This window comes from Sulfitobacter guttiformis (assembly GCF_003610455.1).
GTDB classification, from domain to species: Bacteria; Pseudomonadota; Alphaproteobacteria; order Rhodobacterales; family Rhodobacteraceae; genus Sulfitobacter; species Sulfitobacter guttiformis.
Map to the genome: position 1 here is coordinate 279,146 of NZ_RAQK01000002.1, position 26,291 is coordinate 305,436.

Below are 26,291 nucleotides of genomic sequence, written 5' to 3' on the forward strand. Positions count from 1 at the left end.
CAAACGCTGCTGCGCTGAGGAATACAGAGTTTTATAATCTTTGCGCGCGTTAATCCTGTACATCAACTGCCTAGAGAGCACTGGACACCTCGCATAAGGGCTGCCAAGTATTTATCACGCTCCTTGCATCGGATTACTCATGTCCTCGGTTCTTGTTATTAACGGTCCCAATCTCAACCTGCTTGGTCAACGCCAGCCGGATGTCTATGGCCAAGCCACTCTGGCAGATGTTGAGGCCCTGTGCGTGGCACGTGCAGATACACTCGGGCTTGAGATTGCGTTCATCCAATCCAACCATGAAGGCGCTATGATCGACGCTATTCACGCCGCCAGAGGTGTCCATGGTGGGTTGGTTATCAACGCGGGCGCTTATACGCATACCTCAATTGCATTGATGGATGCCGTCGCCTCCGTTGAGTTGCCGATGGTTGAGGTGCATCTGAGCAACATACATGCCCGTGAGACGTTTCGACATGTCTCGTATCTGTCGCGTGTTGCACTCGGCCAGATCTGCGGTTTCGGCCCTCAGGGCTACGTGATGGCACTGGATGCTTTGGCTACGCGACTTCTGCCTGAATAATTTACCCCCAAGCAGTATCGCGGGAGAAGCAGGAAAGTCGCGCATCAAGAACCTGCGAGCGCCGGAACGGTAACCTCAACGCACAAGAATTTGCTAGCAGATGCAAAAAGGGCGGCACATTACTGCACCGCCCCTCCGCAAAAAATTGGCTAAAAGTTAGCCTTTTGAGACTTTTGCAACTTCTGCTGCGAAATCTTCTTTTACAACTTCAATGCCTTCGCCCACTTCGAGACGCACAAAGCCTGTGATCGTGGCACCTGCTTCTGCTGCGGCGGCACCCACGGTCAGGTCTGGGTTGATCACAAACGCCTGGTTCAGCAATGTCACTTCGGACATATACTTCTGCATGCGGCCAACGATCATTTTCTCGATCACTGCATCAGGCTTGCCCGATTCGCGCGCGATGTCGATCTGGACCTGCTTTTCTTTCTCGACAACTGCCGGGTCTAGATCTGCCTCGGACAAGGATGCTGGGTTTACCGCTGCGATGTGCATCGCAACCTGCTTGCCGAATGCCTCATCACCGCCGGTCATCGCGACCAGAACACCGATATTACCCATACCGGGGGCCGCTGCATTGTGCACATAGGACACAACCACATCACCCTCAATCGCGGACATACGGCGTACCGACATGTTCTCGCCGATAACGGCAACAGCGTCAGTTACGGTTTGCTCGACGGACTTGCCGCCCATGTCGGCCGCTTTCAGCGCGTCAACATCTGCAACAGAGATCGCAACATCGGCAATGCCAGAAACCATTTTCTGGAAATCGGAGTTCTTGCCGACAAAATCAGTCTCGGAGTTTACTTCAACGGCAACACCGCGTCCCCCTGCAACGTTGACAGCCACAAGGCCCTCAGCGGCAGTGCGTCCGGATTTCTTGGCCGCTTTTGCAAGGCCTTTGGTGCGCAGCCAGTCTACGGCTGCTTCCATATCGCCGTCGGTCTCGGTGAGTGCCTTTTTGGCGTCCATCATGCCCGCGCCGGTCGAGTCGCGGAGTTCTTTGACCATGGATGCTGTAATTGCCATCGCTCTGGGTCTCCTATTTATGGGTTTTTATGTGAGTTCGGGGCAGGTCTCCCTGCCCCGTATTCAGATCCTGAAAGGCGCAGCGAAAAGCTGCACCGGTCTCAGGACTTTGCTTTTTCGACAGTCTCGGACGTGGACTCGAGGTCAAGTGGAGCGTCTTTTGCAATTGCATCATTCGCAGCCGCCTCTGCAGAAGCACCACCAATTGGCATTGGCTCGATAGCTTCTTCAACAGGAGCCTCTTCCATCGCGCCCAGATCAACGCCAGCAGCGCCAAGTTGTGCGGACATACCATCCAAAGCAGCGCGGGCCGCCAGATCGGTATAGAGTGCAATGGCGCGTGCCGCGTCATCGTTGCCTGGGATGATGTAATCGATACCATCTGGCGAGCAGTTGGTGTCGACAACGGCCACTACCGGAATACCCAGCTTGTTAGCTTCCGCAATTGCCAACTGCTCTTTGCGCACGTCGATGACAAAGATAAGGTCGGGACGGCCGCCCATTTCGCGGATACCGCCAAGGGAGGCCTCAAGCTTGGCTTGGTCACGTTCCATGCCCAAACGCTCTTTTTTCGTCAGACCGGCGAAGCCCATGGAGGACTGCTCGTCGATGTGCTTGAGACGCTGGATGGATTTTGACACGGTCTGCCAGTTGGTCAGCGTGCCACCAAGCCAGCGGTGGTTCATGTAATACTGCGCGCATTTCTCTGCGGCATCAGCGATCGGCTGTGCTGCCTGACGCTTTGTACCAACAAAAAGAATGCTGCCGCCTTTGGCGACTGTATCGCGGATGATTTTCAGCGCATCGTCCAACATCGGAACAGTTTGCGTGAGATCCATGATGTGAATGCCGTTGCGCGCGCCGTAGATGTACGGCCCCATACGCGGGTTCCAGCGCTGTGTCTGGTGACCAAAGTGTACGCCTGCTTCGAGCAATTGGCGCATGGAGAACTCAGGGAGACCCATTTCGTTATACCTTTCCGGTTTAGCCTCATCGGGGGTATGATCCGCGGAATGCGCACCAACCGGCGGAGCTTGCGGGATGTCTCCCCGCACGACCCCATCCCCGACTGCGGGATTAAGTAGAGGTCGCGTACCTTAGACTGCACGTCCGCGCAAGGCTAAAGGGCACCCTGCCCTGCATATTCATGGACAACCCTTTCTGTTCGGCGCAGACTGAAGGTAATCCAAACGCAAAAGGACTATTTTACAATGAATCTACTCGTATCCACCGCTGCCGCTGCGACGTTATCTGCCGCACTTTGCACATCCGCACTTGCAGCGCCTTTGATGCTGACGCCTGCCGATCCACAGCCACAAGGGTTGAGTCAGGGACTGTCGGTCTCTTATGCAAAAGGTGCTGGTGGCCGCTCTCTTGGGGAAGCGAAATCAAAACTGGCTCGCATGGAGGCGGGCGACCCCTTGCAGGGCCTATCTTATGTGGACACGAACGAGGGTGATCACGTCCTGACTTCGGATCAGAGTGAAAAGCTCGCGGCGGCAATTTCAGGGTACATCCTGTTTGACGCTGCGGGAACCTATCAGCTCAATTTCTTCAGCAACGACGGGCTTGAGGCCACCATTGGCGGTCAAGTCGTGGCTCTTGCTGATGATGTGCGCAGCTGTGATCCGACAGGCGAGACTGAAGTCGAAGTGCCTTCCGCTGGCTGGTACGCCTTGGAAGCTACGTATTTCCAACGCAAAGGCTCTGCCTGTTTGATGATGGATTGGGATGTTGGCGGCGCAATGGCACCCGTGCCAGACACGGCTTTCGGATTTGTGAACTAGGCCTCCAGCCGTTCCTCGCCTTCAGTGCTTTTGAGCATTAAAACCTTATGGCCTGCGCGGACCGCGTCCTCGCAGGCCTGTGCAAGTGCCTTGCGGTTGGCAAAATCGACCACTTGCAATGGTGGATGGTACACGACGCTCACATGGCCCTGCCGGGCTGGTGCCAGAGTGACGAGCAGGTGGGCACCAAACGACATGTCCCCCCACCAGCCATAAAACCGCGGATCCGTCAAAGGCGGTGCGGTGTAGAGGACAGATACAGGCTGCACCGCAATCTGGCCGACCAGTTCGGGCGCGAAAAACGACTGGAACAGCGTGGTTTTGAAAGGCAGCACTTGCATGCCATCCGTGCTGGTCCCTTCGGGGAAAAACAGTAACTTGTGGCCAACCAGCAAACGGTCGCGGAACGTTTCCGTCTGAACTTTTGCACGCTTTGGGTTACGTTCAATGAACACCGTGCCTGTCGCGCGGGCCAGCCAGCCGATGCCGGGCCATGCGGCAACCTCGGACTTTGACACGAAATAGATACGCTTGGCCGCATTGAGCGTAAATATATCAAGCCAGCTTGAGTGATTGGCTACCACCGCGCCGCGCCCCGGCATGGGAACCCCCGACACTTTGAGGCCAATCCCCAAGATACGAAAAGCCGTGCGGCAGACAAACTGCGTAATATACGGTGTGACCGGCCGGTTTTGGCCGCAGGCGGGACGCTCGATCAGGCGGGTGAGCAGCAATGCCGCCAAGCCACCAAATACCAGCATCGCAAGCGCAACGCCGCGACAGACCACCCTCAGCCACTCCGCCGGTCCCATATCAGGATAATCTGGGTGCGTGCCGTTGCTCCAACGCGTGCTGCTCATGTTCCGCGCCCGCGATACATGACTCTCTGTCGCTCCGTGAGTTGACCCGTGTCGAGGATCAGACACACATCAGTCGTGTTGAATACATTATCCACATATGCCCCCTCACCCACACATCCGCCAAGGCGCAGATAGGCCTTGATGAGGCTAGGAACTTCTACCATGGCCGCGGGCCGGTCAAGCATGTCTTCCGCAATCAGATCCATGCGCTGAAATGCCTTGTCGCGCGCACGGACGCGCAGTGCTGCGGGCGCAAGGTGGCGGTGATGCAACAGCGATAAAGACGGCGCCAACCTTGCAACATCAGTTCCGCGAAAGCTGGCCACGCCAAACAGAATATCAATCCTGTGCTCGGCCACATATTCAGCCAATCCGCGCCACAGTGCATGCATCGCCGCCCCGCCCCGATAAGCCGGATGCAGGCACGAGCGCCCCAGCTCAAGTAGCCGCTTCCCCGACTTTAGCAGCGGGGCAAGGTCATACTCTGCTGCCGAATAGAAACCGTTCGTCAGGGCAGCTCTGTCGCTGCGTAACAACCTGTACACTCCGATCACCGCGTCATCGCCCCGCTCGGTCAAAATCATGTGGTCGAAATAGGGATCGAAACGATCCCGTTCGAGTTTGCGGTTATGGTCCACCATCGAACCACCGCCGCCCATCTCGCGCACAAACACTTCATAGCGCAACCGCTGCGCCGCCATCAGCTCGTCAGCGCTTTGGGCGAGCTTAACTGTAAATTCTATCCTGTCCGAACGGGTCACGGCGATCCTCGCTTCTTGCTCGGGCCATAGCTAGGCGCTGCGGTGCATATTGGCAACGTAACCACGCAATAACGATCGCAACCTGAGGTTGCCATATGAAAATAAGCTGTCTTGTTTAATGTTTGTTAACAGTAACCCGTAAATAGTTAACCATCAAATACCGGAAGCAGCGCAACTCGCGTGCTATCTATAACTATCTTACCCGCGTCTCTGAAGTTGACCGTCAACTTGGCGCCCACGTTACTTTGCACCTGTCCAACACCCCAGTCTGGCATGTCGGGATGCCGCACCAACATACCAGGCGTCAGGATCGCATTGAAATCATCCATCCCTTGTTCCTTTTGTCTCAGGAGGCCCCAGTTTTGAGCTTAGATGCCAATTTTGCCGCACTCATCGGAAGCCGTATTTGCCATGACCTGATATCGCCAATCGGCGCGATCAACAACGGGCTAGAGTTAATCGGCATGACCACGCCCTCGCTCGGTCCTGAGATGGCGTTGATTTCGGAAAGCGTGACAAATGCCAGTGCGCGCATCAGGTTTTTTCGCATCGCTTTTGGTGCCGTCAGCGAGCAGCTTGTCGGCAGGCCGGAGGTGGTTTCGATCCTCAAGGATGTCTATGCCGAGACGCGGCTTACGGTGAACTGGACCCTTGCTACAGGGCTACAACGCCGCGAAGTCAGGCTGGCGTTTCTGGCGCTGATGTGTCTTGAGACCGGCATGCCATATGGTGGTCGCATCGAGGTAGCACATGACGGCAGTTCTGTGATCCTGACAGGGCATGCGGACAAGTTCAAGATTGAAGGTGCGCTCTGGGATTTGCTGGAGGGGGCACCGCAGTACGCCGATGTGCGCCCCGCCCATGTTCAATTCGGCTTACTGCCGGTTCTGACACTTGAAAGTGGATTTACGACCGATCTGGAAAGAACAGAAAATATGCTCACCATCCGGCTCTCCCCCCCAAGATCCACATAAAACGGGCCGGCAGGCCCCATTATGCGCGCACTGTTCCATCGCCCGTCACCAAGTATTTGAAGCTGGTAAGCTGCATCGCGCCCACGGGTCCACGGGCGTGCATCTTGCCTGTGGCAATCCCGATCTCAGCACCCATGCCAAACTCGCCTCCGTCTGCAAATTGTGTCGAGGCATTGTGCATCACGATTGCGCTGTCGAGTGTGCTCATAAAGCGCGCTGCCGCAGTCGCATCTTCGGTAAGAATGCAGTCGGTGTGGTTAGAGCCATAGCGCCGGATATGGTCCATTGCCGCATCTATATCATCGACGACCCGAGCTGCGATAATCATGTCGAGGTACTCATGCCCCCAATCGGCGTCTGTCGCTGGTATTACTCCGGGGATATTCTGAAGCGCGTCACCGGCACGCACTTCGACACCGGCGTCGATCAAGGCGCTGATCACCCCTCTGCCAATGGTATTAGCGACATCTTTGTGGATAAGCAGGCACTCGGCAGAGCCACACACACCAGTACGCCGCGTTTTGGCGTTAAGAACGACCCGCAGAACTTTTTCGGGATCGGCTTCCTTGTCGATATAGATATGTACGATCCCTTCCAGATGCGCAAACACCGGCACCCGCGCTTCGCGTTGTACCAGCCCGACCAGCCCCTTGCCTCCGCGCGGCACAATTACGTCGATCGTGTCAGTCATGGTAAGCATCGCTTGCACCGCCGCACGGTCGCGGGTGGGAACAAGCTGCACCGCATCTTCCGGCAGGCCCGCATCAAGCAGCCCTTGCTGCAAGCAAAGGTGCAGCGCGCGGCTGCTGTGAAAACTCTCCGAGCCACCGCGAAGGATCACCGCATTACCCGCCTTGAGGCAAAGCGCGCCCGCGTCCGCCGTCACATTCGGGCGGCTCTCGTAGATTACACCGATCACGCCAAGTGGCGTGCGCACCCGCTTGATATTGAGGCCGCTAGGCTGGTCCCATTCTTCCATAATCTCGCCCACCGGATCACGCTGCTCTGCGATGGCGCGCAATCCGTCTACGATATTTTGCACGCGGTCCTCATCGAGCTTGAGCCGGTCCAGCATCGCAGGGCTCAGACCTTTCTCCACACCATATGCCATGTCTTGCGCATTGGCCTCCAGTATCGCTGCGCGACAGCTCCAAACCGCTTCAGCGGCTGAAATCAGCGCTGCATATTTACGCTCGGCAGTGGCCGTCGCGAGCAGGGCCACAGCAGCCTTTGCACGGGCGCCGATGTCTTTCATCAACGCGGTAATATCGGTGGTCTCGGTCATATCGCTGTCCTCTAAAGGGCCATATCATCGCGGTGGATCAGGGCAGCACGGCCTGGATACCCCAGCAATGCTTCGATCTGGGCGCTCTGATGGCCTTTGATCAACGCGGTCTCGCTGGCGGAGTAGCGCGCCAGCCCTGCGCCAATGCCCGCACCGTCAGGGCCAATCATGCTCACTGCGTCACCGCGTTCAAAATTTCCCGATACGGCGGTTACCCCTGCGGGCAGCAGGCTTTTTCCCCGATTCAGTGCAGCCACAGCACCAGCATCAAGCGATAGCGTGCCGAGCGGCTTCATCGCTGTGATCCAGCCCTTTCGCGCGGCCTGCGGATCGGTTTGGGCGGTAAACCATGTGGCGTTCGCCCCATTCTCCAGCGCCAGCAAAGGCCGCATCACAAAGCCTTCGGTGATGGCCATGGCACAGCCTGCCGAGACGGCAGTTTTTGCGGCCATCAGTTTGGTCTTCATCCCGCCTTTGCTGAGCCCGGAACCTGCATCCCCTGCCATCGCTTCGATCTGCGGTGTGATGACGTCGATTACCTCAAAGCGGGTTGCATCAGGATCAACGGATGGGTTGGCATTATAGAATCCATCGACGTCCGACAGCAGGATCAGCTGATCTGCGCCCACCGTAACTGCAATCTGTGCGGCAAGGCGGTCGTTGTCGCCAAACCGGATTTCGTCAGTAGCAACGGTGTCGTTCTCGTTGACGATCGGTACCGCACCGAGGCTAAGCAGCGTCTCAAGCGTGGCGCGGCTGTTTAGATAGCGGCGGCGATTGGCGCTGTCCTCCAGCGTGACCAGCACTTGGGCTGTGGTAATTCCATGCGGTTGCAGCACTTCTTCGTACGCGCGCGCGAGGCGGATCTGGCCGACAGCGGCGGCGGCTTGTGATTGCTCCAGCGCAAGCGTTCCAAGACCCAAGCCAAGCACCCCCCGCCCCAAGGCGATCGACCCCGAAGAGACAAGCACCACATCAGTGCCCTGCCCCTTGAGCCAGACAACATCCTGCGCCAAAGATGCCAACCAGTCGGCGCGCAAACTTCCCGTTGCACGGTCTACCAGCAGCGCGGAGCCAATCTTGATGACGATCCGCTTGGCAGTGGTCAAGGTTGCCAAGGTGCTTCCTCCTCAGAGGTCGATTGGCGGATGCGGTCCGCGTCGATCTGGCTGCGCAAGGCGCGCAAGACCTCGACTGTGTTGGTTTTAGCAACTGCAGACATTTGCATCACCGGCCCACCGCTGGCTTTCTTCAAATTCTCACAGGCACTTGCCAGCTCTTCCTCATCCAAAGCATCAATTTTATTGAGCACCGTAATGCGAGGTCGGTCCGCCAACTCACCGCCATAGGCTTCAAGTTCGTTGATAATGGTATGATAATCTTCCACAATCGTTTCAGATGTTCCGTCCACCAAATGCATGAGAACAGAACACCGCTCGACGTGTCCAAGAAACCGGTGCCCGAGCCCGCGGCCCTCATGGGCGCCTTCAATCAGTCCCGGAATGTCAGCAATAACAAATTCAGCGTTATCAACACCTACCACGCCGAGGTTCGGGTGAAGCGTGGTGAACGGGTAATCCGCAATCTTGGGCCGTGCATTGGATGTGGCGGCAAGGAATGTGGATTTGCCCGCATTCGGCAGCCCCAGTAGGCCCACATCTGCAATCAGCTTGAGCCGAAGCCACAATTCGCGCTCTACCCCGTCCTGACCCGGATTGGAGCGGCGCGGCGCCTGATTAGTTGCAGACTTGAAATGCAGGTTACCCCAGCCGCCGTTGCCTCCACCAGCAAGGCGCACGCGCTGGCCCAGTTCCGTCATATCGAAGATTACTGTTTCCTGATCTTCGTCAAGAATCTCGGTACCTACAGGCACGCGCAGGACGATATCATCACCGTCTTTTCCGGTACGCTGCTTTCCCATTCCCGGCTGGCCGTTTTTGGCGAAAAAATGCTGTTGATAGCGGAAATCAATGAGCGTGTTCAATCCGTCCACTGCCTCTGCCCACACAGAGCCGCCATTGCCGCCATCACCGCCATCGGGGCCGCCGTACTCGATGTATTTCTCGCGGCGGAACGACACACAGCCGCCGCCACCGGCACCGGAGCGAATATAGACTTTGGTAAGGTCGAGGAACTTCATATTTTATCCTAAGGGGTTACCGCAGTTTGAGGCTGTAGGTCCAGGTCGGTACGGTGGCGTTGCGCGCAAGGCAGAATATCTCGGCATCACCCAGATAGGCGAAACCGGCGTTTGTGAGTACTTTGGCAGAAGCGGGATTATCATGGAAGACGCTTGCGAACATGGCATCATTGTCCAGCGGATTACCCGCAACCAATGCCTGTACCGCATCCGATGCCACATGAGTATTCCAGAACGGTGGAGCGACCCAATAGCCGACCTCGCTTTGATTTCGGTCAAGGCGCATGAGGCTGATCACGCCCATTACTTCACCGCTGTTGTGTCCCGACCCGTCCATGACCCACACATCCTCTTCGCGCTCATGCGCCATGGCACGCTCGATGAAGCCCGCGATCACGCCGGGTGGCAGCGGATGCGGCAGGCGCGGGGTGTGCATGGCCAGACGACTGTCGGCGGCATAATGCTCGATCAAGATCAGGTCGGACAGACGGACAGGCCGCAAATCGAACCGCTCTGTCGATAATGTGGGTTGGTGCGACACAAGATTAGTCATCACAAACTTCCGTCAAAGAGTACAAAAAGAACAGAGGCCACCGTGAGGCCCGCCAATGTCCACATCAGATAAGGCTCTGCGCGGGTACCTGCAACCGTCTGTGCGATTGCACTGCCGCCGAGTGTCCACAATGGGTGCATGACGAGCTGGCAGGCTAGCAAAATAGCGGCGACCGTTGCCGTAGCAGTCAGGGTCGGAATGTCAGGCCCGACAAACGCTGTAAAACTGCCCACGATCATCGCCCATGCCTTGGGATTGAGTGGATGTACGATAAGACCTGCGCCAAATCCCGGCACATTCGCAGCAGGGTCACCATGCCCCAGCCGCAAATTCGCAACTTTCCAGGCCAGCCAGATAATATAAGCCGCCGAAATATACTTTAGGAGGGTGAACAGTGCGGGCGCTGATGCTGCCAGCCCCATCAGGCCGAAACCGATTGGCCAGATGATTAGTTGCTTGCCTAACGCCACGCCTGCCACAAAAGGCAATGCGGCGCGAAAGCCGAACCGCGCGCCTGTAGCAAGCAAGGCCATATTGGCAGGCCCAGGTGTGCCTATCTGAGAAGCCGCGAAGATGGCGAGAGGAAGAAGGGCGATGCTCACAAGCATGCCTCAATAATGCTCGCATGATTGCCGGTCATGGCGGCATCCGTCAAAGTATCGTCAAGGGGCTGTGAATGCTGCCTGCGGTCCGCGATTAAATAACTGTACTCGGAATAGGTCGCGACTGCTGGCGTGCTCTTGACGCGCGCCGGGCACTTCCGCCCTTGCTGTGTGCCAGCTGCAATAAGATCGTACCTGACGGTGCCTGCTTTGGCATCATACAGAGGGAATTCGCCCTCTTTCAGGAGAGGCAGATTGCTTGTCATCATCACACCACGCCTTTCATGATTGAAGTACGCTAAAACAGAAAAAGGACCGGCGTTTCCGCCGATCCCTGATAGTCAAATCATTAACGGATACGGCTTATTCAGCAGCTTCCGCTACCGGTACGATCGAAATGAACGTGCGGTTTTTCAGACCCTTGTGGAACTGAACATTGCCTTCAACTGTGGCGAACAGGGTGTGATCCTTGCCCATGCCAACATTTTCACCAGGCCAGAACTTCGTGCCGCGCTGACGCACCACGATATTTCCTGGAATGACAAGCTCGCCGCCATATTTTTTTACGCCAAGACGACGACCAGCTGAGTCGCGACCGTTGCGGGACGAGCCGCCTGCTTTTTTATGTGCCATTTGGTCTCTCCTTAACCTTTTGTCAGATCTTTGGCCTGTGCGATCCAGTCTTCACGACCCACACGACCTTTGAACGACAGTTTCTCTTCAATCGCTTCGACGTCCGCATCAGTCCATGCAGCAATCTGCGCAAAGGTTGTGATACCCTCTGCGTGCAGCTTGCCCACAATAACCGGACCTACGCCAGAGATCTGGGACAGATCATCGCCGTCGGCCTTTGCGGCTTTCTTCGCTGCCGGCTTTTTTGCCTTTGGCGCTTCTTCAGTCGCGGCAGGTTTCTCTGCCTTGGCCTTTTTTGCTTTTTTCACAGGAGCATCAACGGCCTTGCCTGTGATCGCGGCAACGGCAGCGGCGGAAACGGAGCCTGTGCCGATTGCTGCGGCCACACCGGACTTGCCGGCACCGGATGCGAGGATCTCTGTGATCTTCACCAGTGTCAATTTCTGACGGTGGCCCTTGGTGCGCTTGGAAGAGTGCTTCCGGCGACGCTTTACAAAGTGAATGACTTTTTCGCCTTTGATCTGGTCAACGACTTCGGCTTGTACGCCAGCATCTTCGATCATTGGCGCGCCGATTGTGGGGGTATCACCACCCAGCATCAGCACTTCGTTGAATTGAACGGTGTCACCGGCAGATGCCGCAATACGTTCCACGCGCAGCATATCGCCCGCCTGTACTTTATATTGCTTACCGCCTGTTTTCAGGACCGCAAACATAGGTCTTCCTTCATGTTTTCCGCGTTCTATGGTCCCCGGTTAAGGGCGTTTTGGACCAGACCGTGCCTGCATCCACCTCGAACAGCGCGCCCTTGGGGCGTCATTAAAAATAGCCCCGAACAAACGAATGCCCGTTCGGGATGGCGGCTTATCGGGCGGTTGGTGCCCCGAGTCAAGGCGCAAAGCCTGCGCATGGGCGTGTTTTCACCCAAAACAGCTCTTCCCTAGGACAGTGGCTAAAGCTCTTCGGCAGCCATGTTGAACGCCATGGCACGTCCCAATGCATAGGAGATATCCTCATAAAGCGGATCAAATCCGGCAAAGAACCCTGAATTCAGCGCTTTTCCTGCAGGAGAGGATGCAAAATCGGCATAAGTTGTCAGCTCGTCTACACTTAAAGGGCTATAAGCAAGTGTCATAAACCCACCTAACCAGTTGAGCGTGTCTGCGGTAATGGCCTCGCGCTCGGCCTGCACGTCGCTGAGGATCTCCTCATCGCTCATCACATAAACATCGCCGTCGACCAAAGCGCGCAAAAACTGGTAGTTGGCATTGAGCGTTGAAGTCACATTGCGGTTAAGCAAATCGCCCGCCTCGATCATCCGCTCAATCTGGGCCAGCTTGGGATCATCCCCCTCCTGCACCTGCGCAAACCGCGCGCGGGCTTCTTCTTCGATAAGTGGATCGCCCATGGCAGCGCGTGCAGAATTCTCCAGCGAAACAATCTTCGAGCCCAGATCAGATGCAAAAAAGCTGATCGCCTGCTCTAGTTCATCGCCCTCGAAGGCCGGTTCCAGCCCTGCCCGAATTCCTTCGGAAATACGCAGCGTATCGTAAATGCGGACCACTTGCCCCGACCATGCCGGACCGCCCTTCTCTTCTAGCCATTCGCGGTTGAGCGTGGCCCCGAATTCAAGTCCCTCTTCATGCAGAATGGCGCTCAGCTCATTGATCTTAAGCACGTCCATCAGAACGGTGTGCCGCGCATCGGCCCATGCGGGCAGCGCGGTCAGCACTATCATCAGCGCCGCAATAATGCGGGGTACAAACAGGCGCTTCATTTACAAATCCTGACTTGGTTGCATGAGGCGCAGGCGGGCGGCTACGGCTTCAAACCGGTCGGCCATAATTTCATATTGCACGGCATTCATCAGGTCATACACCTGCTTCATCTCTGGCTTCTCCAGCGCTTCGGCATATGTGACCATCTCCTCGTCCGAGAAGGCCTGATAGGTATAGGCCGAACCTTCAAGGGCACTCACCCGTAGACTTGCCCGCAGTTCTTCTTCCTGCGCGGCCATAGCTTCGCGCAAATCGGGTTCATCCATCTGCAATTCGATCACCCCTGCCCCGGCGGCTGCCATCAAGAACCTGATCTGCACTTCCTGAATAGACCGGACAGAGCTGTCCTCGCTGCCGCTGGCTCGGTTAAGCCGCTCGAGGATCGCCACACGGGGCGAACCGATACCGTTCAGCCCTTCGATAATCTGTGCGCCGCTTTCGGATTTAAGGCCGTCTTGCTCGATCATATGCGAGCTGTTTTCGGCAACTACCAGTCGCTGACCCAGATCCGTGGCGTAGAAATCCGCCGCGTGGACGAGCAAAGGCTCTGTCAGGGTTTTAGCAAGGATATCAACAGCCATATCATGCATAAGCGAGGTCTCGAACACCTCCCCTACAAGGCGCTGCCACTCGGAGCCAAAGTCGTCAGCCTGTAGTCCCAGCATCTCGGGTGCAGCGTCTGCTGACAATGCAATGCTTTCGAGTGCGACATCAAATCCCGTCACTTCGAGGAAAGCCTCAAGGCTCTCACGGGGCGCGGTCTGGGCGGAGACACCCAACGCGCCCACCCCAAGCATCATTGTGACAATTGGGATCATTACGGCATGGCGGATCAACTGCATTGTATTTCCTTTGAACGGTTCGGCCCACAAAATATAGGTTATGCCAGCCGCCGCAATGAAAATTCCCGAGAGTGGCAAAGAAGCGCAGACACCCCCTTGCCCGCATCCCCAAACCCGACTAGAGCAACCCCCAACGATCCCCGCGGAGATGTGCCGGAGTGGTCGAACGGGACGGTTTCGAAAACCGTTGAGCCTCTAAAGGGTTCCCAGGGTTCGAATCCCTGCATCTCCGCCATTCATGCAGGCATGGTAATGATCGTTTGGTTATCATAAACTTGATATACAGACCCGGTTTGTAGCCTTGTTATCCAAATCGCATGCTCGCCGGTTATTCCTACAATTCCCCCAGATGTGCTAAACTTTGCCGGCTTTATTATACTTAGGGGGTCAAACGCTTCAAACTTGGCCATCAACGTCTTTTTCCGGCGCTCCCTTGAACCCCAGCGCGACGACAAACTTCTCAGAGCTATCCTGACGGCTTGACGGTGGTTTAAAGTTCGCCACTTTGGTAAAGCGTTGCTTGAGCAGTTTCTGCAAATCGCCCTCAGCACCGCCTGCGAGGGTTTTGGCGATAAAAGTACCGCCTTCCTCGAGCACGTCGAACGCGAAATAGGCCGCAGCTTCGCACAGGGCGATGATGCGGTTATGGTCCGTCTGCTTATGCCCAGAAGAGGCCGCAGCCATGTCTGACATCACTACATCGGCACGCCCGCCAAGCCAGTCCTTCACCTTTATGTCCGCGTCATCTTCCATAAAGTCGAGCTGGTAGATTTCGCAGCCTGCGATCGGCTCCATCTCCTGCAGGTCAATCGCCAGAATAGTGCCTTTTGCCTTGCCGCTTTTTTCGCCTAGGATGTTCGAGCGTTTGACCGCCACCTGACACCAGCCACCGGGGGCTGCACCCAGATCGACGATACGCGCACCGGGCACCAGAAAGCGGTATTTGTCGTCAAGTTCCATAATTTTGAAGGCTGCGCGCCCGCGATAGCCTTCGGCCTTCGCGCGCTTTACGTAAGGGTCGTTCAATTGCCGTTGCAACCAGCGCGTCGAGCTAAGCTTGCGACCGCGGGCGGATTTAACTTTGACCTTCAGGTCGCGCTGTCCGCGACCTGATGTATTTTTACCTGTTGGCGTCTTGCCCATCAGAATGTTCCCTCTTCGAGCACGCCGTCCGCGCTCATTTGTGCGTATAACAGACCTTCGCGCAGACCGCGATCCGCCACGCTAAGACGGTCCGTTGGCCAGCAGCGCATCAGCGCCTGTAAAATCGCCGCGCCAGACATAATCAGCGCGGAGCGGTCGTTGCCTATGCAGGGGTCAACCCGCCTGCCCTCCGGCCCCATCGCGAGATATTGGTGAATAACCTTGTCAATTTCGCGGCTTGTCATGCTCATCCCGTCGACCTTGGTGCGGTCATAGCGGCGCAGACCCAAATGGCTGGCAGCCACAGTTGTTACTGTACCCGAAGTCCCCACAATCTGAAAGCGCTCTTGGGGTTGCGCGGACTGATAGGGCGTAAAATCCGCCAGATTTTCCTCGAAAAACCAGCTCATGAGGGCAAACCGCGCAGCGTCGTCCTCTACATCGGAGAATTGATCGCGCAGAGTTGCTACCCCCAATGGCACTGATATCCAGTCAACCACACGGGCTGCGGGAATATCGGTTGGTGCCTGAATAAACCCGTTGTGTAGCCGCATGATAGATTGGGCACGGTCTGCTTTCGGGACGCCCGATATGTCAATCCAGACCAGTTCGGTCGAGCCGCCTCCGATGTCTACCACAAGCAGATTTTCCGTCTTGTCGTTCACCAGCGGCGCACAGGAAATCACAGCAAGTTGCGCCTCTTGTTCGGGGGCAATTATCTCGAGACGCAAACCGGTCTCGCGGGTTATGCGGCGCATGAACTCGTCACCGTTTACCGCACGGCGGCAGGCCTCTGTTGCGACAAGGCGCATTTTGCCGACTTTGTTGCGGCGGAGTTTCTGCTGGCAGATGCGCAATGCCTGTATGGTGCGCGCCATCGATCCGCGCGATAAACGCCCGGTTTTCTCGAGGCCTGCGCCCAACTGGACCGACTTCGAGAAACTGTCCACCACATGAAAACCGCCGCCCTTTGGCTGGGCGATCAACATGCGACAGCTATTTGTGCCCAGATCAAGGGCCGCATAGAGGTCGTTCGATCTGGACGAAACTGGCGCGGGGCTCAGAGCCGTCTGCGATTTACGTTCGAGCGCACCCGCACCTTTGGAGCGCTTTGGCGCCATGGTATGCGCCTTTCATTACGAGTTGCCCCCTTGTTACGTGCTGGGGCGCAATGGCGCAAGCGCAGACGGCGCCCGCAACCTGCTCTTTTTGCGGGCGCACATTAATCAAGCTCAGGATGTAGATGCAAATTTTGGGCATTGGCCGCCCTCGCCCCTGTCTGCGTCATCGTTTATGGATAGGTCGCGGATGATGCCGTTATTGTCGAAAACGACAGCCGTGCAGCGCGGTGCATCCGCTAGAGAAGTCGAAACGCAATGGTCCGGGGAGGAATCGCACGTGGCACAAGTGGTTATTGTCTATTGGCGGGATATTCCTGCGCAGGTGATCGTTGGCAAAGGCCGCCGCGGCGAAAAGCGGATATTGCCAGAGCGCTTCGAGCAAGCGATTGACCGTGCCGCGATGAAAGTCGGCGCCGAGGGAGATGATGCCTACCTTGCGGAGTGGCGCAAGGCTGAGCCAGTTGAAGTCGATGGCGATGATGCCGCAGTCGCCGATGCCGAGGCGGCCCGTCTGGACGCAGAATATGACCGAGAGCGTATCAAAGCGCTGATTGCAAACGACGGCTGGGCCTGAGCCCGCTAATCTCACCCTTGATAGGAGCCTGCACATGGCACTGTTGAATTTTCGCAAAAAAGTCGAAACCCCTGCCGAAGTTATACCCGCCGTCGAGGCGTTCTTGCAGGACTTCTCGATCGAGGTGATGCCGCGTACAGCAGAAAAGGTCGAAGACTTCCCAGATCTCCTCCCCAAGGGGACCCGCGTCTATATCGCCCACATCGAGGGAACTCCGATAGAAGAAATGGTCGCGACAGCGGCTCGGTTGAATGCGGATGGCTATAAGGTCATGCCCCACTTCCCTGCGCGCATCATCAAGGACCGCGCCACGCTGGCCGACTGGATCGCCCGCTATCAGGGTCAGGCGGATGTGAAACAGGCGCTGTTGCTGGCGGGCGGTGTCGCCGCCCCCTACGGCGAATTCAGCGACAGCATGCAATTAATGGAGACCGGCCTTTTTGATGCTGCCGGTTTCGAGCGTTTGCATGTGGCAGGTCATCCCGAAGGTAACCGCGATATCGATGTCAAAGGCACCGCCAATGTCGATGCCGCCCTGCGCTGGAAAAATGACTTCCAAACCCGCACGGATGCAAAGATGGCCATCGCGACCCAGTTCGCGTTCGAGGCGAAACCGATCATTGCCTGGGCTGACAGCCTGCGCGATGCAGGTATCACAATCCCGGTGCATATCGGCATCGCGGGGCCGGCAAAACTCCAGACCTTGATCAAATTCGCAATCGCTTGCGGTGTGGGCCCCTCACTCAAGGTCCTGCAAAAGCGCGCGATGGATGTCACCAAATTGCTACTCCCCTACGAGCCGAACGAGATCATCGAGCAGCTCGCGGCACACAAGGCTGAAAACCCTGACTTCAACATCAGCCACGTTCATTTCTTCCCGCTGGGCGGAATCAAAACCAACGCCACATGGACGCATGCACATGGCGGCGCTTCTGCTGTCCCTGCATCTGCCACCTGAAGGACCCAATCATGACCAGAACAATCGTCGAATCCAAAACAAAAACGGCAATCATCGGCTTTGACCAGCCTTTCTGCGTCATCGGAGAACGGATTAACCCCACAGGCCGCAAAATCCTCGCCGAGGAGCTGGAGCGCGGCGATTACTCCCGGGTGGAGGCAGATGCCATCGCACAGGCCGCTGCGGGCGCGAACATCCTCGATGTGAATTCGGGCGCTGTGTTCTCGAACAAGATGGCCGAAGATCCACGTTATGCCGACAACAACTTTGTCGAGCCGATGCTGATGCCCGAAATGATCAAACGCGTTCAGGCCGTCACCGACTGCCCTATTTGTATCGACAGTTCAGTGCCTGGCGCTCTGGAAAAAGGGCTGGAAGCCTGCGAGGGGCGCCCCTTGCTGAACTCTGTCACCGGCGAGGAAGAGCGGCTCGAATTGGTCCTGCCGTTGGTGAAAAAATACAACGTGCCGGTAGTGGCGATCTCGAACGACGATACCGGCATCTCCGAGGATCCGGATGTACGTTTTGCTGTTGCTAAAAAGATCGTCGAGCGGGCAGCAGATTTCGGCATTCCGGCCTATGATATCGTCGTTGATCCGCTGGTGATGCCGATTGGTGCGATGGCAACAGCCGGTCATCAGGTTTTTACATTGGTGCGCCGTCTGCGCGAGGAATTGGGTGTGAACACGACATGCGGTGCGTCCAACATCAGCTTTGGTCTACCCAACCGTCACGGGATCAACAACGCATTCCTGCCGATGGCCATGGGCGCAGGCATGACTTCCGCGATTATGAACCCCATCGCCCTGCCCGTAAGTGCCGCCAAAGTAGCAGAGAAGCGCGCCGAACTTGCCGCGCTCGGACTGGTCCTGCCCGAAGATATGGACGATGAGGCGCTGGTGCAGCTTTTTGGTATGGGCTCAACACTGCCACGTCCAGGCAAGGAAATGGAAGCCATCCGTGCTGCCAACTTCCTGTTTGACCGTGATCCGCACGGCGGCGACTGGATCAGGTTCAACAAGGTAGCGCCCAAAGCAGGTCAGGAAGGCCGTGGGCGCGCAGGCCGTGTCGGTGGTCGGCGCCGCGGATGAACTCATCGCTTTAAGTTATTGAAAGGGCAGCCTGATCCGCTGCCCTTTTTTTGTGTTATAGCAGATTTTTTGCCATCATCATATGTACACCCTTCTCGCGGTTAACCGTCTGGGTAATCCGCAGATCACCGGCCAGTGAACATAGCATATAAGCCTCAGCGCGGCTGATCTTGACGCGGTCTGCCACCACCTCGATCATCCGCCGCAACGCAATCTCTACGCATTGGTCCAGATCCGCATGCATCCCCATCGTGATAATATGCGTAGGCGTTTCTGCCTGCGGGTAGGTGATGTCGAGATCGCGGCGCACAGTCAGACGAAACCGCCCCTTTAGCGCTGTTTCAATGGCGGTCACACACACCTCGCCATCGCCCTGCGCACCGTGACCATCGCCGCAGGAAAACAGCGCCCCCTCGGCATGCACAGGCAGATACAGCGTGGTCCCTGCCACCAATTCTTTATTGTCCAGATTGCCACCATGGGCGCGCGGTTCGATTGTAGATATCCGCCCCCAGCCCTGCGGTGGTGCAACAGCCATCACCCCGAAAAACGGGGCCAATGGCAATTTCAGCCCCCAAGGCATCGTGGCCTCGCCACGTGACCCGTCCAGCGGAATGATCGTCAGGTTCTGCTCGGGAAAATCCAGCGGCAGCGTTCCGACCAACGGGCGGATCATGTTATAGCCCCAGTCCTGTGCCAGCGTCACATCGAGAATGTCGACCTGCAAAACATCTCCCGCTTGCGCGCCCTCCACAGCCACGGGACCGGTCAAGATATGGCCCGGCATCGCAGGAGGGCCCATTGCATGTAGTGCAAGCAACTCGGGTGGGATATAAAAACCGTCTCCCGCGTCCGGCAAAACGGCAGGCGCACCCGATACAGTGTTGATCACAACCTCTTCGCCACTTTTTATGGTCAGGACGGGCGGCAGTGTGGCGTCGAAAAATCCCCAATGACAGGTTTCGGGTCCGGCTTTTAGCTCATTCATCTAGCGTCCAATCGCATATGCTTGCATCAATCGTGGTGTAGCGGCGGCGCGTAACATCCCGTCAGGCTCACGCAGTGCCGCCGTCAGTCGTCCAACGGTCCATGGCTCTGCGACAGTAACGATATGGCCGCGCGCCCGCAGATCAGCGATCACATCCTCACCTACATTTGGTTCAATCATCATATGCCCCGTTTGCACTTCACGCGGAAAAAACGAGCCCTGAAAATGCATCGAATGGAACAGTGGCGCATCGATCCCCTCCTGCAAGTCCATGCCATGATGCACAAATCTTAAAAACCAGATCAACTGCCACTGGTCCTGCTGGTCGCCACCGGGCGTGCCGAAAACCAATTTGGCGCCGTCTTTTTCTGCCAAACTGGGTGTGAGCGTGGTCCGCGGACGGCGCCCGGGCGCCAGTGATGTTGGCAGGCCCTCTTCAAGCCAAAACATCTGCGCACGTGAATTGAGCGGGAACCCGAGTGTGGGAATGACCGGATTACTCTGCAACCAGCCACCCGAGGGTGTCGCACTGACCATATTGCCCCAACGGTCGATCACATCGAGATGAACGGTATCACCACGCTTCTCCGTTAGATGGGACATGGTCGGCTCTTGCGCCGCGACATCGCCGACGTCAAAATCGGTTGCTGCGCGGGTGATATAGCGCTCGGCCAAATGCTCAAATCCGGCAATCCTTCCGGGTCGCTGTTCAAGCGAAGCATGATCGCTGATCAGTTTGGCGCGCCCAGCGTTGTAGCCATCGCTCAACAATTGCGACATCGGAATTTCGCTGTGGTCTGGATCCCCGTAAAAGGCCTCGCGGTCCGCATAGGCAAGCTTCATTGCTTCAATCACTGTATGCGTAAAATCGGCCCCCAGCGGATCCATTGAAGCAAGGTCAAAGTTCTTCAGGATCGCTAAAGTTTGTAAAAATACAGGGCCTTGGCCCCATGCCTGGGTCTTGTGAACTACCCAGCCGTGGTACGAGTATGTCAATGTATCCTCTACCGTGGCCGACCAGCCTTCTAGGTCGGCAGGGGCAAGGACCGCACTGTGTGCAGTACCACTGACATCCATCACACAGGCATCCGCAAGATAATCGAATATTGCATCGGCTACGAAACCGCTCCGCCACGTCGCACGTGCCGTTTCAATCTGCGCCTCGCGGGTATCGCCGGCGCTGTCCGCCAGACGGTCATAAGTTGCAGCAAGATCGGGGTTTTTGAAAAGCGCATGAGGCTCCGGCGGTTGCCCATCGGGCGTCCAGACTTCCGCAGAGCTGGGCCAATGTTCGGCGAAGTAGGGTGCAAGGCCGGCAATTGTATGGGCCACACGAGGCAGGACGGGATGGCCGTCGCGGGCATAGTCAATGGCCGGTTGCATAACCTCGCGCAGCGACATCGTCCCATGATCACGTAGCATGAGCATCCAGCCATCAAACGCCCCCGGCACAACAGTTGAGAGGAGCCCGGAGCCCGGTACCAGCGTGAGACCAAGCGATTTGAAGTGCGCGATTGTGGCGGCTGCGGGCGCTACCCCTTGGGCACATATGGTCCGCGTCTCGCCTGTCTCGGCACAATGATAAATCGCAGGCATATCTCCTGCGGGACCATTCAAGTGTGGCTCCACCACCTGCAGAACCAATCCCGCTGCCACAGCTGCATCAAATGCATTTCCGCCCTTCTCCAGCACCCCCATGCCAACGGCAGAAGCGATCCAGTGGGTCGTCGTCACAACACCAAACGTACCTTTGATTTCGGGTCTTGTGGTGAAATCGGACATACTCACTCCTGTTTCGGCAAAAATTTTCCGCAGTTTCGCAGGAATTGCAGCGAAGGCAATTCATCTATTCGCGCCGCAACACAGATTTCCACATCACAGCCGACCTGGCCATGCTTAATCGGCGCAGGTTTGCTGGGCCTCCGTGAACGCCGAACCAAACATCTGATATTTAAGTGATATATGGTGAACCCAGCTGGATTCGAACCAGCGACCTCTGCCTTCGGAGGGCAGCGCTCTATCCAGCTGAGCTATGGGTCCGACAAGGGCGGTATAGTCCGTGGATACCGCACCTGCAATTCAAAAATCGGTAAAGATCAGGCGAAAAGATCATGCGCCAGTTCCAGCGCGTCGATCAACGTGTCGATTTCGCCGGTGGTGTTATACATGCCAAACGAAGCACGGCAGGTTGCGGTCAGTTCAAGATGGTTCATCAGAGGACCGCAGCAATGCTGCCCCGCCCGCACCGCGACCCCCTTTTTATCAAGAATGGTCGATATATCATGGGCATGAGCGGCACCGTCCATTGTAAAGCTGAAGATCGCACCCTTGTCGGGCGTGGTGCCTTGTACCTGAATCCAGTTAAGGCCAGCCAGCTTTTCAATAGCATAGTCGCGAAGTGCAGTCTCATGTGCGGAGATATTTTGCAGGCCCACACCAGTCATGTAATCCAGCGCGACACCCAAACCGATTGTTTGCACGATGCCGGGTGTTCCCGCTTCGAATTTCATCGGCGCATCGTTATAGATTACAGCGTCTTTACTGACCTCGCGGATCATATCGCCGCCGCCGATGAACGGGCGCATCTCTTTCATGCGATCCGATTTGACGTAAATCGCCCCGGAGCCGGACGGACCATAAAGCTTGTGACCCGTCAGACAATAAAAGTCACAACCGATATCCTGAACATCAACAGGCATATGCACAGCCGCTTGCGAGCCATCCACCAGCACTGCAACCCCCTTGGCATGTGCTGCTGCAGTAATTGATTTTACATCAACAACAGTCCCTAAGACATTGGACATGTGGGTAATTGCAATCAATTTGGTGCGGGGTGTGATCGCGTCGATCACTGCCTGCGGATCAAGTGCACCGGTTGCATCCACATCAACCCACTTGATGACTACGCCCTGCCGCTCACGCAGAAAATGCCAAGGTACGATGTTGGCATGATGCTCCATCACACTCAAAATGATCTCGTCGCCAGCCTCCATGCGTGGCATTGCCCAGCTATAGGCGACCATATTGATCGCTTCGGTGGTACCAGAGTTAAACACGATCTCGTCCTCGGAAGCGGCATTGATAAACGCTGCAACCTTGCCGCGCACCGCCTCGTATTTGTCTGTTGCGAGGTTCGAGAGGTAATGCAGACCGCGGTGCACATTCGCGTATTCATGGGAATAAGCGGTCGAGATGGCATCTATAACAACCTGCGGCTTCTGCGCCGATGCACCGTTATCAAGATAAACCAGCGGTTTGCCGTTCACTTCACGGCTCAGGATCGGAAAATCGCGGCGAATTGCGTCTATGTCATACATTTGCAGTCACTCCCATGGCGCCAACTCCGATAAGTCCCGCCAAAATCATTAATCCAAATACGATACCCACAGCAGCCAGCACAATCACGCCGACCCCGTGCATCAATCCGGGCAATCGCAGCGCTTCGGTAATGAAGTTTACGGTAATCCACAGGCCAGCAATTCCGACAACAAGAGAGAATACCTGCGCAAGCGGCGGAGACAGTATCATCAGCAAGAACATCACCGCCTGTGCAAGCACACGAAGCGCCTGTAGCCAAACCATCAGGATCAAAAGATCGCCCAGATCACCCTTCCCTCCAAGCGCCCGACCGGTCCAGAAAAACGCATGAACGGTGAGAACCAGAACACCCGTCACCAGCGCGAAAAACATCACCGGATTGCGGAACAACGGCGGCAAGGCGGACGTATCGACCGCCAGCAACGAGAAGCTGTAAATAATGCTGTTAAGGCAGGCGACCAAAACAAGTGCGGACCACAAAACATCACGGCTCAGCGACACGGACATTATCTTTTGGGCGGCGGTGCGCGGGCTCTGGAGAGTTTCCAGCGCCAGCGCTTTGACTGTGTCAAAGGTCATCATCAGCTTGCTCCGTCCGCGCGCATCAATCCTGCAATCCAGAACCAGCCAAAAACAGCGAACCATAACAGGCCCACCAATTGAAGCTGTATGCCTGTACCGATAAATCCCGCCACCAGCCCCACAAGTAACATCACCGGGGTCGATGCCAGCAAAGCCCAGATGAGCGTAAAGCGGATCTCGTATCCGCTGATCTGACGCCGCGCTATGCGTGCCAGCCCGGTGATGATCAGTGCGAACACATAAATCAGGATTGGCAACATCAGTATATAGAACAGGGCACTCCAATAAAGCCGCGCCTCCAGCGGAATATCGGGGTCCAGCTGCGCCTCGCGCGCCTGAAACGGCGTCGAGGCGATAAACATCAGGATCCCCGCAATCAGCACAAACAAAAGCGCACGCACCTCGTTACGGCCTTGTGACAAGAATTGTGCAACCACGCGCCCCGGCCCCCGATAGGTCGCCAGAATATCCTGAGTGAGCGCCATATCAGCCCCTGTGCCGTGTGAGCCATGCGCCCATATGTGCCGTCATGTCTTCGCGAAGACCTTCATGCGCGATCTCTTCAACGGCTTCGGCCAGAAACGCCAGCGTCAGCAGGTTTGTCGCCTCATCAGCAGGCACACCGCGCGAGCGCAGATAGAAAAGCGCATCCTCGTCGATGGCACCAGATGTGGAGCCATGGCTGCACGCAACATCATCGGCGTAAATCTCGAGCTCGGGCTTGGCGAGGAACTGGCTGTCCCCATCAAGCAGCAAGGATTGACTGATCTGATAGCCGTCGGTTTTCTGCGCACCGGCTTTAACAAGGATCTTGCCTTGAAAAACGCCCGTAGCGCCGTTGCGCAACACCTTTTTGAACACCTGACGGCTTTTGCAATTCACAGCGTCATGCGTGATGAAAACCGTATCATCATGCAAGAAATCACCATCACCCACACAGGCACCCGCAACGTTTGCGATGGCGTCATCACCGGTTAATTCGATCACGCATTCATTGCGCGTCAGAACGCCATTGACTGTCATGGTGAAAGACCTGAATTCGGACTCGGTACCCAAACGTGTAAAAATGTGTGTAGCAGCGCGCCGCTCGTGATCACGGCCCTGCGCGCGCACATGATGGAACGATGCACCATCGCCGATCTCGACTTCCAACACTTTGTTGAATCGAGCAGCCGCAGCACCATTTTCCAACATGGTAAATTCCGCACCTGCATCAAGCTTGATGCAGTGGTGCAGGATCGCATCGGAAGTGTCTGAACTATGGGTATAAACCAGATTTACAGGCTTGCTCGGTTTGCCGGTTACATGGATCAGGATGCCATCGGTTGCATAGGCCGTGTTCAGCGCGGCAAGCGGACGCGCAACGGGCGTCTGCCCGCGGGCTTCCAAAACACCATACAGATTTTTGGCCCAGTGCAGATCACTGTCCGCCGCAGCCAGACGCTCGATTGTGATGCCCTCAAGGCTCAGATCATCAGATGCTTCCGCGTCAAAGACTCCATCCACAAAGGTGATGCGCAGACGGTCAACGCCAGCATACATAGCTACTTCGTCGGCTTCCAGAACACTCGCTTTTGGCGCTTCTACCTGCGTAAGTGTGTCGGGGCGGGTGTATTTCCAATACTCGTCACGCCGCTGGGGCAAGCCCATGGCACGCAGACGGGCAAGTGCTTCTTCACGCGCCGGTTTCGCCCATGTTGCGTCAGGCATTGCCAGCGCTGCAATCCGCGCTTCCGTCGTGTCTGTTTTTACTGCCGCATCAGCCATTACACCACCTCGGCGAGGATATCTGCATAACCGTTGTTCTCAACTTCGAGCGCAAGTTCAGGTCCGCCGGATTTAATGATCCGGCCATTTGCCATGATGTGCACTACATCCGGTTTGATATGATCCAGAAGGCGCTGGTAATGCGTAATCACCAAAAATCCGCGCCCCTCGCTGCGCAGGGCATTTACGCCATCCGCCACCAGTTTCATCGCATCAACGTCCAGACCGGAGTCTGTCTCGTCGAGGATGCACATTTTTGGCTCGAGCATGGCCATTTGCAGGATTTCGTTGCGCTTTTTCTCGCCACCGGAAAAGCCGACGTTGACCGGACGCTTGAGCATTTCTGCGTCTATTTTCAGATCTTTGGCTTTTTCCCGCACCACCTTGAGGAACTCGGCGGCCGACATCTCATCTTCGCCGCGTGCCTTGCGCTGTGCATTAACTGCCGTGCGCAGGAAGGTCATGTTGCCTACGCCGGGGATTTCGACAGGGTACTGGAACGCCAAAAACAGACCAGAGGCCGCGCGCTCTTCTGGCTCCATATCCAGCAGGTCAACACCTTCCAGCATGGCAGAACCGCCCGTAACCTCATAACCGTCCTTGCCAGACAGCACATATGACAGCGTTGATTTACCGGAGCCGTTTGGCCCCATGATCGCATGCACTGTGCCCGCTTCCACTTCGAGGTCTACGCCTTTGAGGATTTGCTTGTCTTCATCTTCCAGTTTGACCTGTAGGTTTTTGATGCTCAGCATTTGGATGCTCCTTATATATTCTGTGTTGCGCACAAAGCGCGTTATTTTGTCTGCCCCTCAGGCCGCTACCGTGAGGTGCGTCGAAAGGCTCTTGATGTTGGCATCACCGAAATGCCGCTCCGCCGTTCACTAATTCAACCTGAAGCGAGTGATATAGGCCGCACTGC

The 26,291-nt window shown here is 56.4% G+C and carries 30 protein-coding genes and 2 tRNA genes; 7 read left to right on the forward strand and 25 right to left on the reverse strand.

Annotated elements, in window-relative coordinates; genetic code table 11:
- Window positions 1–139 precede the first annotated feature (139 nt).
- Window positions 140–580 (forward strand): type II 3-dehydroquinate dehydratase, encoded by a 441-nt coding sequence (aroQ, locus tag C8N30_RS14005; protein WP_025062171.1) that lies wholly within the window; start codon window positions 140–142, stop codon window positions 578–580.
- Between the two features lie 156 nt (window positions 581–736).
- On the opposite strand, the gene tsf is transcribed toward aroQ, so the two are convergent.
- Window positions 737–1,612, reverse strand: a complete 876-nt coding sequence (gene tsf / locus C8N30_RS14010) for a translation elongation factor Ts (protein WP_025062170.1) — start codon at window positions 1,610–1,612, stop codon at window positions 737–739.
- A 101-nt stretch (window positions 1,613–1,713) separates the two neighbouring features.
- On the reverse strand, window positions 1,714–2,577 hold the full coding sequence (gene rpsB / locus C8N30_RS14015) for a 30S ribosomal protein S2 (protein ID WP_037967874.1): 864 nt from the start codon (window positions 2,575–2,577) through the stop codon (window positions 1,714–1,716).
- 246 nt (window positions 2,578–2,823) lie between these two features.
- Between rpsB and C8N30_RS14020 the strand changes: the two genes are divergently transcribed.
- Window positions 2,824–3,399, forward strand: coding sequence for a PA14 domain-containing protein (locus tag C8N30_RS14020; protein WP_025062168.1), 576 nt, complete (start codon window positions 2,824–2,826; stop codon window positions 3,397–3,399).
- Here the strand turns inward: C8N30_RS14020 and olsA are convergent.
- From olsA to C8N30_RS14035, 3 genes are all read right to left on the reverse strand, one after another.
- Window positions 3,396–4,259, reverse strand: a complete 864-nt coding sequence (gene olsA, locus C8N30_RS14025; protein WP_025062167.1) for a lyso-ornithine lipid O-acyltransferase — start codon at window positions 4,257–4,259, stop codon at window positions 3,396–3,398. The genes C8N30_RS14020 and olsA overlap by 4 nt on opposite strands.
- On the reverse strand, window positions 4,256–5,020 hold the full coding sequence (olsB, locus tag C8N30_RS14030) for a l-ornithine N(alpha)-acyltransferase (RefSeq protein ID WP_025062166.1): 765 nt from the start codon (window positions 5,018–5,020) through the stop codon (window positions 4,256–4,258). The genes olsA and olsB overlap by 4 nt, the downstream gene beginning before the upstream one ends.
- 146 nt (window positions 5,021–5,166) lie before the next feature.
- Window positions 5,167–5,349 carry a DUF3553 domain-containing protein gene (locus tag C8N30_RS14035; protein ID WP_025062165.1) on the reverse strand — a complete coding sequence of 61 codons (183 nt, stop codon included), beginning with the start codon at window positions 5,347–5,349 and terminating at the stop codon, window positions 5,167–5,169.
- Between the two features lie 33 nt (window positions 5,350–5,382).
- On the opposite strand from C8N30_RS14035, the gene C8N30_RS14040 reads away from it, so the two are divergent.
- Window positions 5,383–5,994: a histidine phosphotransferase family protein gene (locus C8N30_RS14040; protein WP_025062164.1), complete on the forward strand. Its 612-nt coding sequence runs from the start codon at window positions 5,383–5,385 to the stop codon at window positions 5,992–5,994.
- Window positions 5,995–6,013: 19 nt separating this feature from the next.
- Here C8N30_RS14040 and C8N30_RS14045 read toward each other — a convergent pair whose 3' ends face one another.
- From C8N30_RS14045 to C8N30_RS14090, 10 genes are all read right to left on the reverse strand, one after another.
- Window positions 6,014–7,279 carry a glutamate-5-semialdehyde dehydrogenase gene (locus C8N30_RS14045; RefSeq protein ID WP_025062163.1) on the reverse strand — a complete coding sequence of 422 codons (1,266 nt, stop codon included), beginning with the start codon at window positions 7,277–7,279 and terminating at the stop codon, window positions 6,014–6,016.
- 11 nt (window positions 7,280–7,290) lie between these two features.
- The gene (gene proB / locus C8N30_RS14050) at window positions 7,291–8,397 is read right to left on the reverse strand and encodes a glutamate 5-kinase (RefSeq protein WP_025062162.1); all 1,107 of its coding nucleotides are present in this window, start codon (window positions 8,395–8,397) and stop codon (window positions 7,291–7,293) included.
- On the reverse strand, window positions 8,385–9,419 hold the full coding sequence (obgE, locus tag C8N30_RS14055) for a GTPase ObgE (RefSeq protein ID WP_025062161.1): 1,035 nt from the start codon (window positions 9,417–9,419) through the stop codon (window positions 8,385–8,387). Before obgE ends, proB begins: the two co-directional genes overlap by 13 nt.
- 16 nt (window positions 9,420–9,435) lie before the next feature.
- Window positions 9,436–9,972: a GNAT family N-acetyltransferase gene (locus C8N30_RS14060; RefSeq protein ID WP_025062160.1), complete on the reverse strand. Its 537-nt coding sequence runs from the start codon at window positions 9,970–9,972 to the stop codon at window positions 9,436–9,438.
- Window positions 9,972–10,580: a LysE family translocator gene (locus tag C8N30_RS14065; protein WP_409373597.1), complete on the reverse strand. Its 609-nt coding sequence runs from the start codon at window positions 10,578–10,580 to the stop codon at window positions 9,972–9,974. Before C8N30_RS14065 ends, C8N30_RS14060 begins: the two co-directional genes overlap by 1 nt.
- Window positions 10,571–10,843: a hypothetical protein gene (locus C8N30_RS19525; protein WP_025062158.1), complete on the reverse strand. Its 273-nt coding sequence runs from the start codon at window positions 10,841–10,843 to the stop codon at window positions 10,571–10,573. The genes C8N30_RS14065 and C8N30_RS19525 overlap by 10 nt, the downstream gene beginning before the upstream one ends.
- 94 nt (window positions 10,844–10,937) lie before the next feature.
- On the reverse strand, window positions 10,938–11,207 hold the full coding sequence (rpmA, locus tag C8N30_RS14075; protein WP_025062157.1) for a 50S ribosomal protein L27: 270 nt from the start codon (window positions 11,205–11,207) through the stop codon (window positions 10,938–10,940).
- Window positions 11,208–11,218: 11 nt separating this feature from the next.
- Window positions 11,219–11,923: a 50S ribosomal protein L21 gene (locus C8N30_RS14080; RefSeq protein ID WP_025062156.1), complete on the reverse strand. Its 705-nt coding sequence runs from the start codon at window positions 11,921–11,923 to the stop codon at window positions 11,219–11,221.
- A 236-nt stretch (window positions 11,924–12,159) separates the two neighbouring features.
- A complete protein-coding gene (locus tag C8N30_RS14085) occupies window positions 12,160–12,984 on the reverse strand; it encodes a DUF2059 domain-containing protein (protein ID WP_025062155.1) in 825 nt (274 codons plus the stop codon).
- Entirely contained in the window at window positions 12,985–13,827 is an 843-nt protein-coding gene (locus C8N30_RS14090; RefSeq protein WP_025062154.1) for a DUF2059 domain-containing protein, read from the reverse strand.
- A gap of 144 nt (window positions 13,828–13,971) precedes the next feature.
- Here C8N30_RS14090 and C8N30_RS14095 point away from each other — a divergent pair.
- A tRNA-Ser gene (locus tag C8N30_RS14095) sits at window positions 13,972–14,062 on the forward strand.
- A 161-nt stretch (window positions 14,063–14,223) separates the two neighbouring features.
- On the opposite strand, the gene C8N30_RS14100 is transcribed toward C8N30_RS14095, so the two are convergent.
- Window positions 14,224–14,970 (reverse strand): RlmE family RNA methyltransferase, encoded by a 747-nt coding sequence (locus C8N30_RS14100; RefSeq protein ID WP_025062153.1) that lies wholly within the window; start codon window positions 14,968–14,970, stop codon window positions 14,224–14,226.
- A complete protein-coding gene (locus C8N30_RS14105) occupies window positions 14,970–16,091 on the reverse strand; it encodes a Ppx/GppA phosphatase family protein (RefSeq protein WP_025062152.1) in 1,122 nt (373 codons plus the stop codon). The genes C8N30_RS14100 and C8N30_RS14105 overlap by 1 nt, the downstream gene beginning before the upstream one ends.
- A 277-nt stretch (window positions 16,092–16,368) precedes the next feature.
- Here C8N30_RS14105 and C8N30_RS14110 point away from each other — a divergent pair, with 277 nt between their 5' ends.
- From C8N30_RS14110 to C8N30_RS14120, 3 genes are read left to right on the forward strand one after another with little or no spacing between them, the layout of a single operon-like run.
- Complete coding sequence (locus C8N30_RS14110; protein WP_025062151.1) at window positions 16,369–16,665, forward strand: virulence factor; 297 nt, start codon at window positions 16,369–16,371, stop codon at window positions 16,663–16,665.
- A gap of 34 nt (window positions 16,666–16,699) precedes the next feature.
- Window positions 16,700–17,623, forward strand: coding sequence for a methylenetetrahydrofolate reductase (locus tag C8N30_RS14115; RefSeq protein ID WP_025062150.1), 924 nt, complete (start codon window positions 16,700–16,702; stop codon window positions 17,621–17,623).
- Window positions 17,624–17,634: 11 nt separating this feature from the next.
- Window positions 17,635–18,714 (forward strand): methyltetrahydrofolate--corrinoid methyltransferase, encoded by a 1,080-nt coding sequence (locus C8N30_RS14120; RefSeq protein WP_025062149.1) that lies wholly within the window; start codon window positions 17,635–17,637, stop codon window positions 18,712–18,714.
- 55 nt (window positions 18,715–18,769) lie between these two features.
- Here C8N30_RS14120 and C8N30_RS14125 read toward each other — a convergent pair whose 3' ends face one another.
- From C8N30_RS14125 to sufC, 8 genes are all read right to left on the reverse strand, one after another.
- Window positions 18,770–19,702 carry an acetamidase/formamidase family protein gene (locus C8N30_RS14125; RefSeq protein WP_025062148.1) on the reverse strand — a complete coding sequence of 311 codons (933 nt, stop codon included), beginning with the start codon at window positions 19,700–19,702 and terminating at the stop codon, window positions 18,770–18,772.
- Window positions 19,703–21,484 (reverse strand): gamma-glutamyltransferase family protein, encoded by a 1,782-nt coding sequence (locus C8N30_RS14130; RefSeq protein ID WP_025062147.1) that lies wholly within the window; start codon window positions 21,482–21,484, stop codon window positions 19,703–19,705.
- A 181-nt stretch (window positions 21,485–21,665) separates the two neighbouring features.
- Window positions 21,666–21,742: transfer RNA gene (locus tag C8N30_RS14135), tRNA-Arg, on the reverse strand.
- 56 nt (window positions 21,743–21,798) lie between these two features.
- Complete coding sequence (locus tag C8N30_RS14140; RefSeq protein WP_025062146.1) at window positions 21,799–23,019, reverse strand: cysteine desulfurase; 1,221 nt, start codon at window positions 23,017–23,019, stop codon at window positions 21,799–21,801.
- Window positions 23,012–23,602, reverse strand: coding sequence for a YIP1 family protein (locus C8N30_RS14145; protein WP_051567145.1), 591 nt, complete (start codon window positions 23,600–23,602; stop codon window positions 23,012–23,014). The genes C8N30_RS14140 and C8N30_RS14145 overlap by 8 nt, the downstream gene beginning before the upstream one ends.
- Complete coding sequence (locus tag C8N30_RS14150) at window positions 23,602–24,087, reverse strand: hypothetical protein (protein ID WP_025062144.1); 486 nt, start codon at window positions 24,085–24,087, stop codon at window positions 23,602–23,604. The genes C8N30_RS14145 and C8N30_RS14150 overlap by 1 nt, the downstream gene beginning before the upstream one ends.
- Before the next feature lies 1 nt (window position 24,088).
- On the reverse strand, window positions 24,089–25,369 hold the full coding sequence (locus C8N30_RS14155) for a SufB/SufD family protein (RefSeq protein ID WP_025062143.1): 1,281 nt from the start codon (window positions 25,367–25,369) through the stop codon (window positions 24,089–24,091).
- On the reverse strand, window positions 25,369–26,124 hold the full coding sequence (gene sufC / locus C8N30_RS14160) for a Fe-S cluster assembly ATPase SufC (RefSeq protein ID WP_025062142.1): 756 nt from the start codon (window positions 26,122–26,124) through the stop codon (window positions 25,369–25,371). Before sufC ends, C8N30_RS14155 begins: the two co-directional genes overlap by 1 nt.
- Between the last annotated feature and the right edge of the window lie 167 nt (window positions 26,125–26,291).

Bases quoted from the DNA above. Each gene is read 5' to 3' on its own strand.
- C8N30_RS14150 (WP_025062144.1), bottom strand. From the start codon at position 24,087: ATGGCGCTCACTCAGGATATTCTGGCGACCTATCGGGGGCCGGGGCGC.
- C8N30_RS14080 (WP_025062156.1), bottom strand. From the start codon at position 11,923: ATGTTTGCGGTCCTGAAAACAGGCGGTAAGCAATATAAAGTACAGGCG.
- C8N30_RS14085 (WP_025062155.1), bottom strand. From the start codon at position 12,984: ATGAAGCGCCTGTTTGTACCCCGCATTATTGCGGCGCTGATGATAGTG.
- C8N30_RS14155 (WP_025062143.1), bottom strand. From the start codon at position 25,369: ATGGCTGATGCGGCAGTAAAAACAGACACGACGGAAGCGCGGATTGCA.
- C8N30_RS14020 (WP_025062168.1), top strand. From the start codon at position 2,824: ATGAATCTACTCGTATCCACCGCTGCCGCTGCGACGTTATCTGCCGCA.
- C8N30_RS14065 (WP_409373597.1), bottom strand. From the start codon at position 10,580: ATGCTTGTGAGCATCGCCCTTCTTCCTCTCGCCATCTTCGCGGCTTCT.
- C8N30_RS14120 (WP_025062149.1), top strand. From the start codon at position 17,635: ATGACCAGAACAATCGTCGAATCCAAAACAAAAACGGCAATCATCGGC.
- C8N30_RS19525 (WP_025062158.1), bottom strand. From the start codon at position 10,843: ATGATGACAAGCAATCTGCCTCTCCTGAAAGAGGGCGAATTCCCTCTG.
- sufC (WP_025062142.1), bottom strand. From the start codon at position 26,124: ATGCTGAGCATCAAAAACCTACAGGTCAAACTGGAAGATGAAGACAAG.
- olsA (WP_025062167.1), bottom strand. From the start codon at position 4,259: ATGAGCAGCACGCGTTGGAGCAACGGCACGCACCCAGATTATCCTGAT.
- obgE (WP_025062161.1), bottom strand. From the start codon at position 9,419: ATGAAGTTCCTCGACCTTACCAAAGTCTATATTCGCTCCGGTGCCGGT.
- C8N30_RS14045 (WP_025062163.1), bottom strand. From the start codon at position 7,279: ATGACCGAGACCACCGATATTACCGCGTTGATGAAAGACATCGGCGCC.
- C8N30_RS14100 (WP_025062153.1), bottom strand. From the start codon at position 14,970: ATGGGCAAGACGCCAACAGGTAAAAATACATCAGGTCGCGGACAGCGC.
- tsf (WP_025062170.1), bottom strand. From the start codon at position 1,612: ATGGCAATTACAGCATCCATGGTCAAAGAACTCCGCGACTCGACCGGC.
- C8N30_RS14060 (WP_025062160.1), bottom strand. From the start codon at position 9,972: ATGACTAATCTTGTGTCGCACCAACCCACATTATCGACAGAGCGGTTC.
- C8N30_RS14125 (WP_025062148.1), bottom strand. From the start codon at position 19,702: ATGAATGAGCTAAAAGCCGGACCCGAAACCTGTCATTGGGGATTTTTC.
- C8N30_RS14090 (WP_025062154.1), bottom strand. From the start codon at position 13,827: ATGCAGTTGATCCGCCATGCCGTAATGATCCCAATTGTCACAATGATG.
- C8N30_RS14115 (WP_025062150.1), top strand. From the start codon at position 16,700: ATGGCACTGTTGAATTTTCGCAAAAAAGTCGAAACCCCTGCCGAAGTT.
- C8N30_RS14140 (WP_025062146.1), bottom strand. From the start codon at position 23,019: ATGTATGACATAGACGCAATTCGCCGCGATTTTCCGATCCTGAGCCGT.
- C8N30_RS14130 (WP_025062147.1), bottom strand. From the start codon at position 21,484: ATGTCCGATTTCACCACAAGACCCGAAATCAAAGGTACGTTTGGTGTT.
- rpsB (WP_037967874.1), bottom strand. From the start codon at position 2,577: ATGGGTCTCCCTGAGTTCTCCATGCGCCAATTGCTCGAAGCAGGCGTA.
- C8N30_RS14105 (WP_025062152.1), bottom strand. From the start codon at position 16,091: ATGGCGCCAAAGCGCTCCAAAGGTGCGGGTGCGCTCGAACGTAAATCG.
- C8N30_RS14145 (WP_051567145.1), bottom strand. From the start codon at position 23,602: ATGATGACCTTTGACACAGTCAAAGCGCTGGCGCTGGAAACTCTCCAG.
- aroQ (WP_025062171.1), top strand. From the start codon at position 140: ATGTCCTCGGTTCTTGTTATTAACGGTCCCAATCTCAACCTGCTTGGT.
- C8N30_RS14035 (WP_025062165.1), bottom strand. From the start codon at position 5,349: ATGGATGATTTCAATGCGATCCTGACGCCTGGTATGTTGGTGCGGCAT.
- rpmA (WP_025062157.1), bottom strand. From the start codon at position 11,207: ATGGCACATAAAAAAGCAGGCGGCTCGTCCCGCAACGGTCGCGACTCA.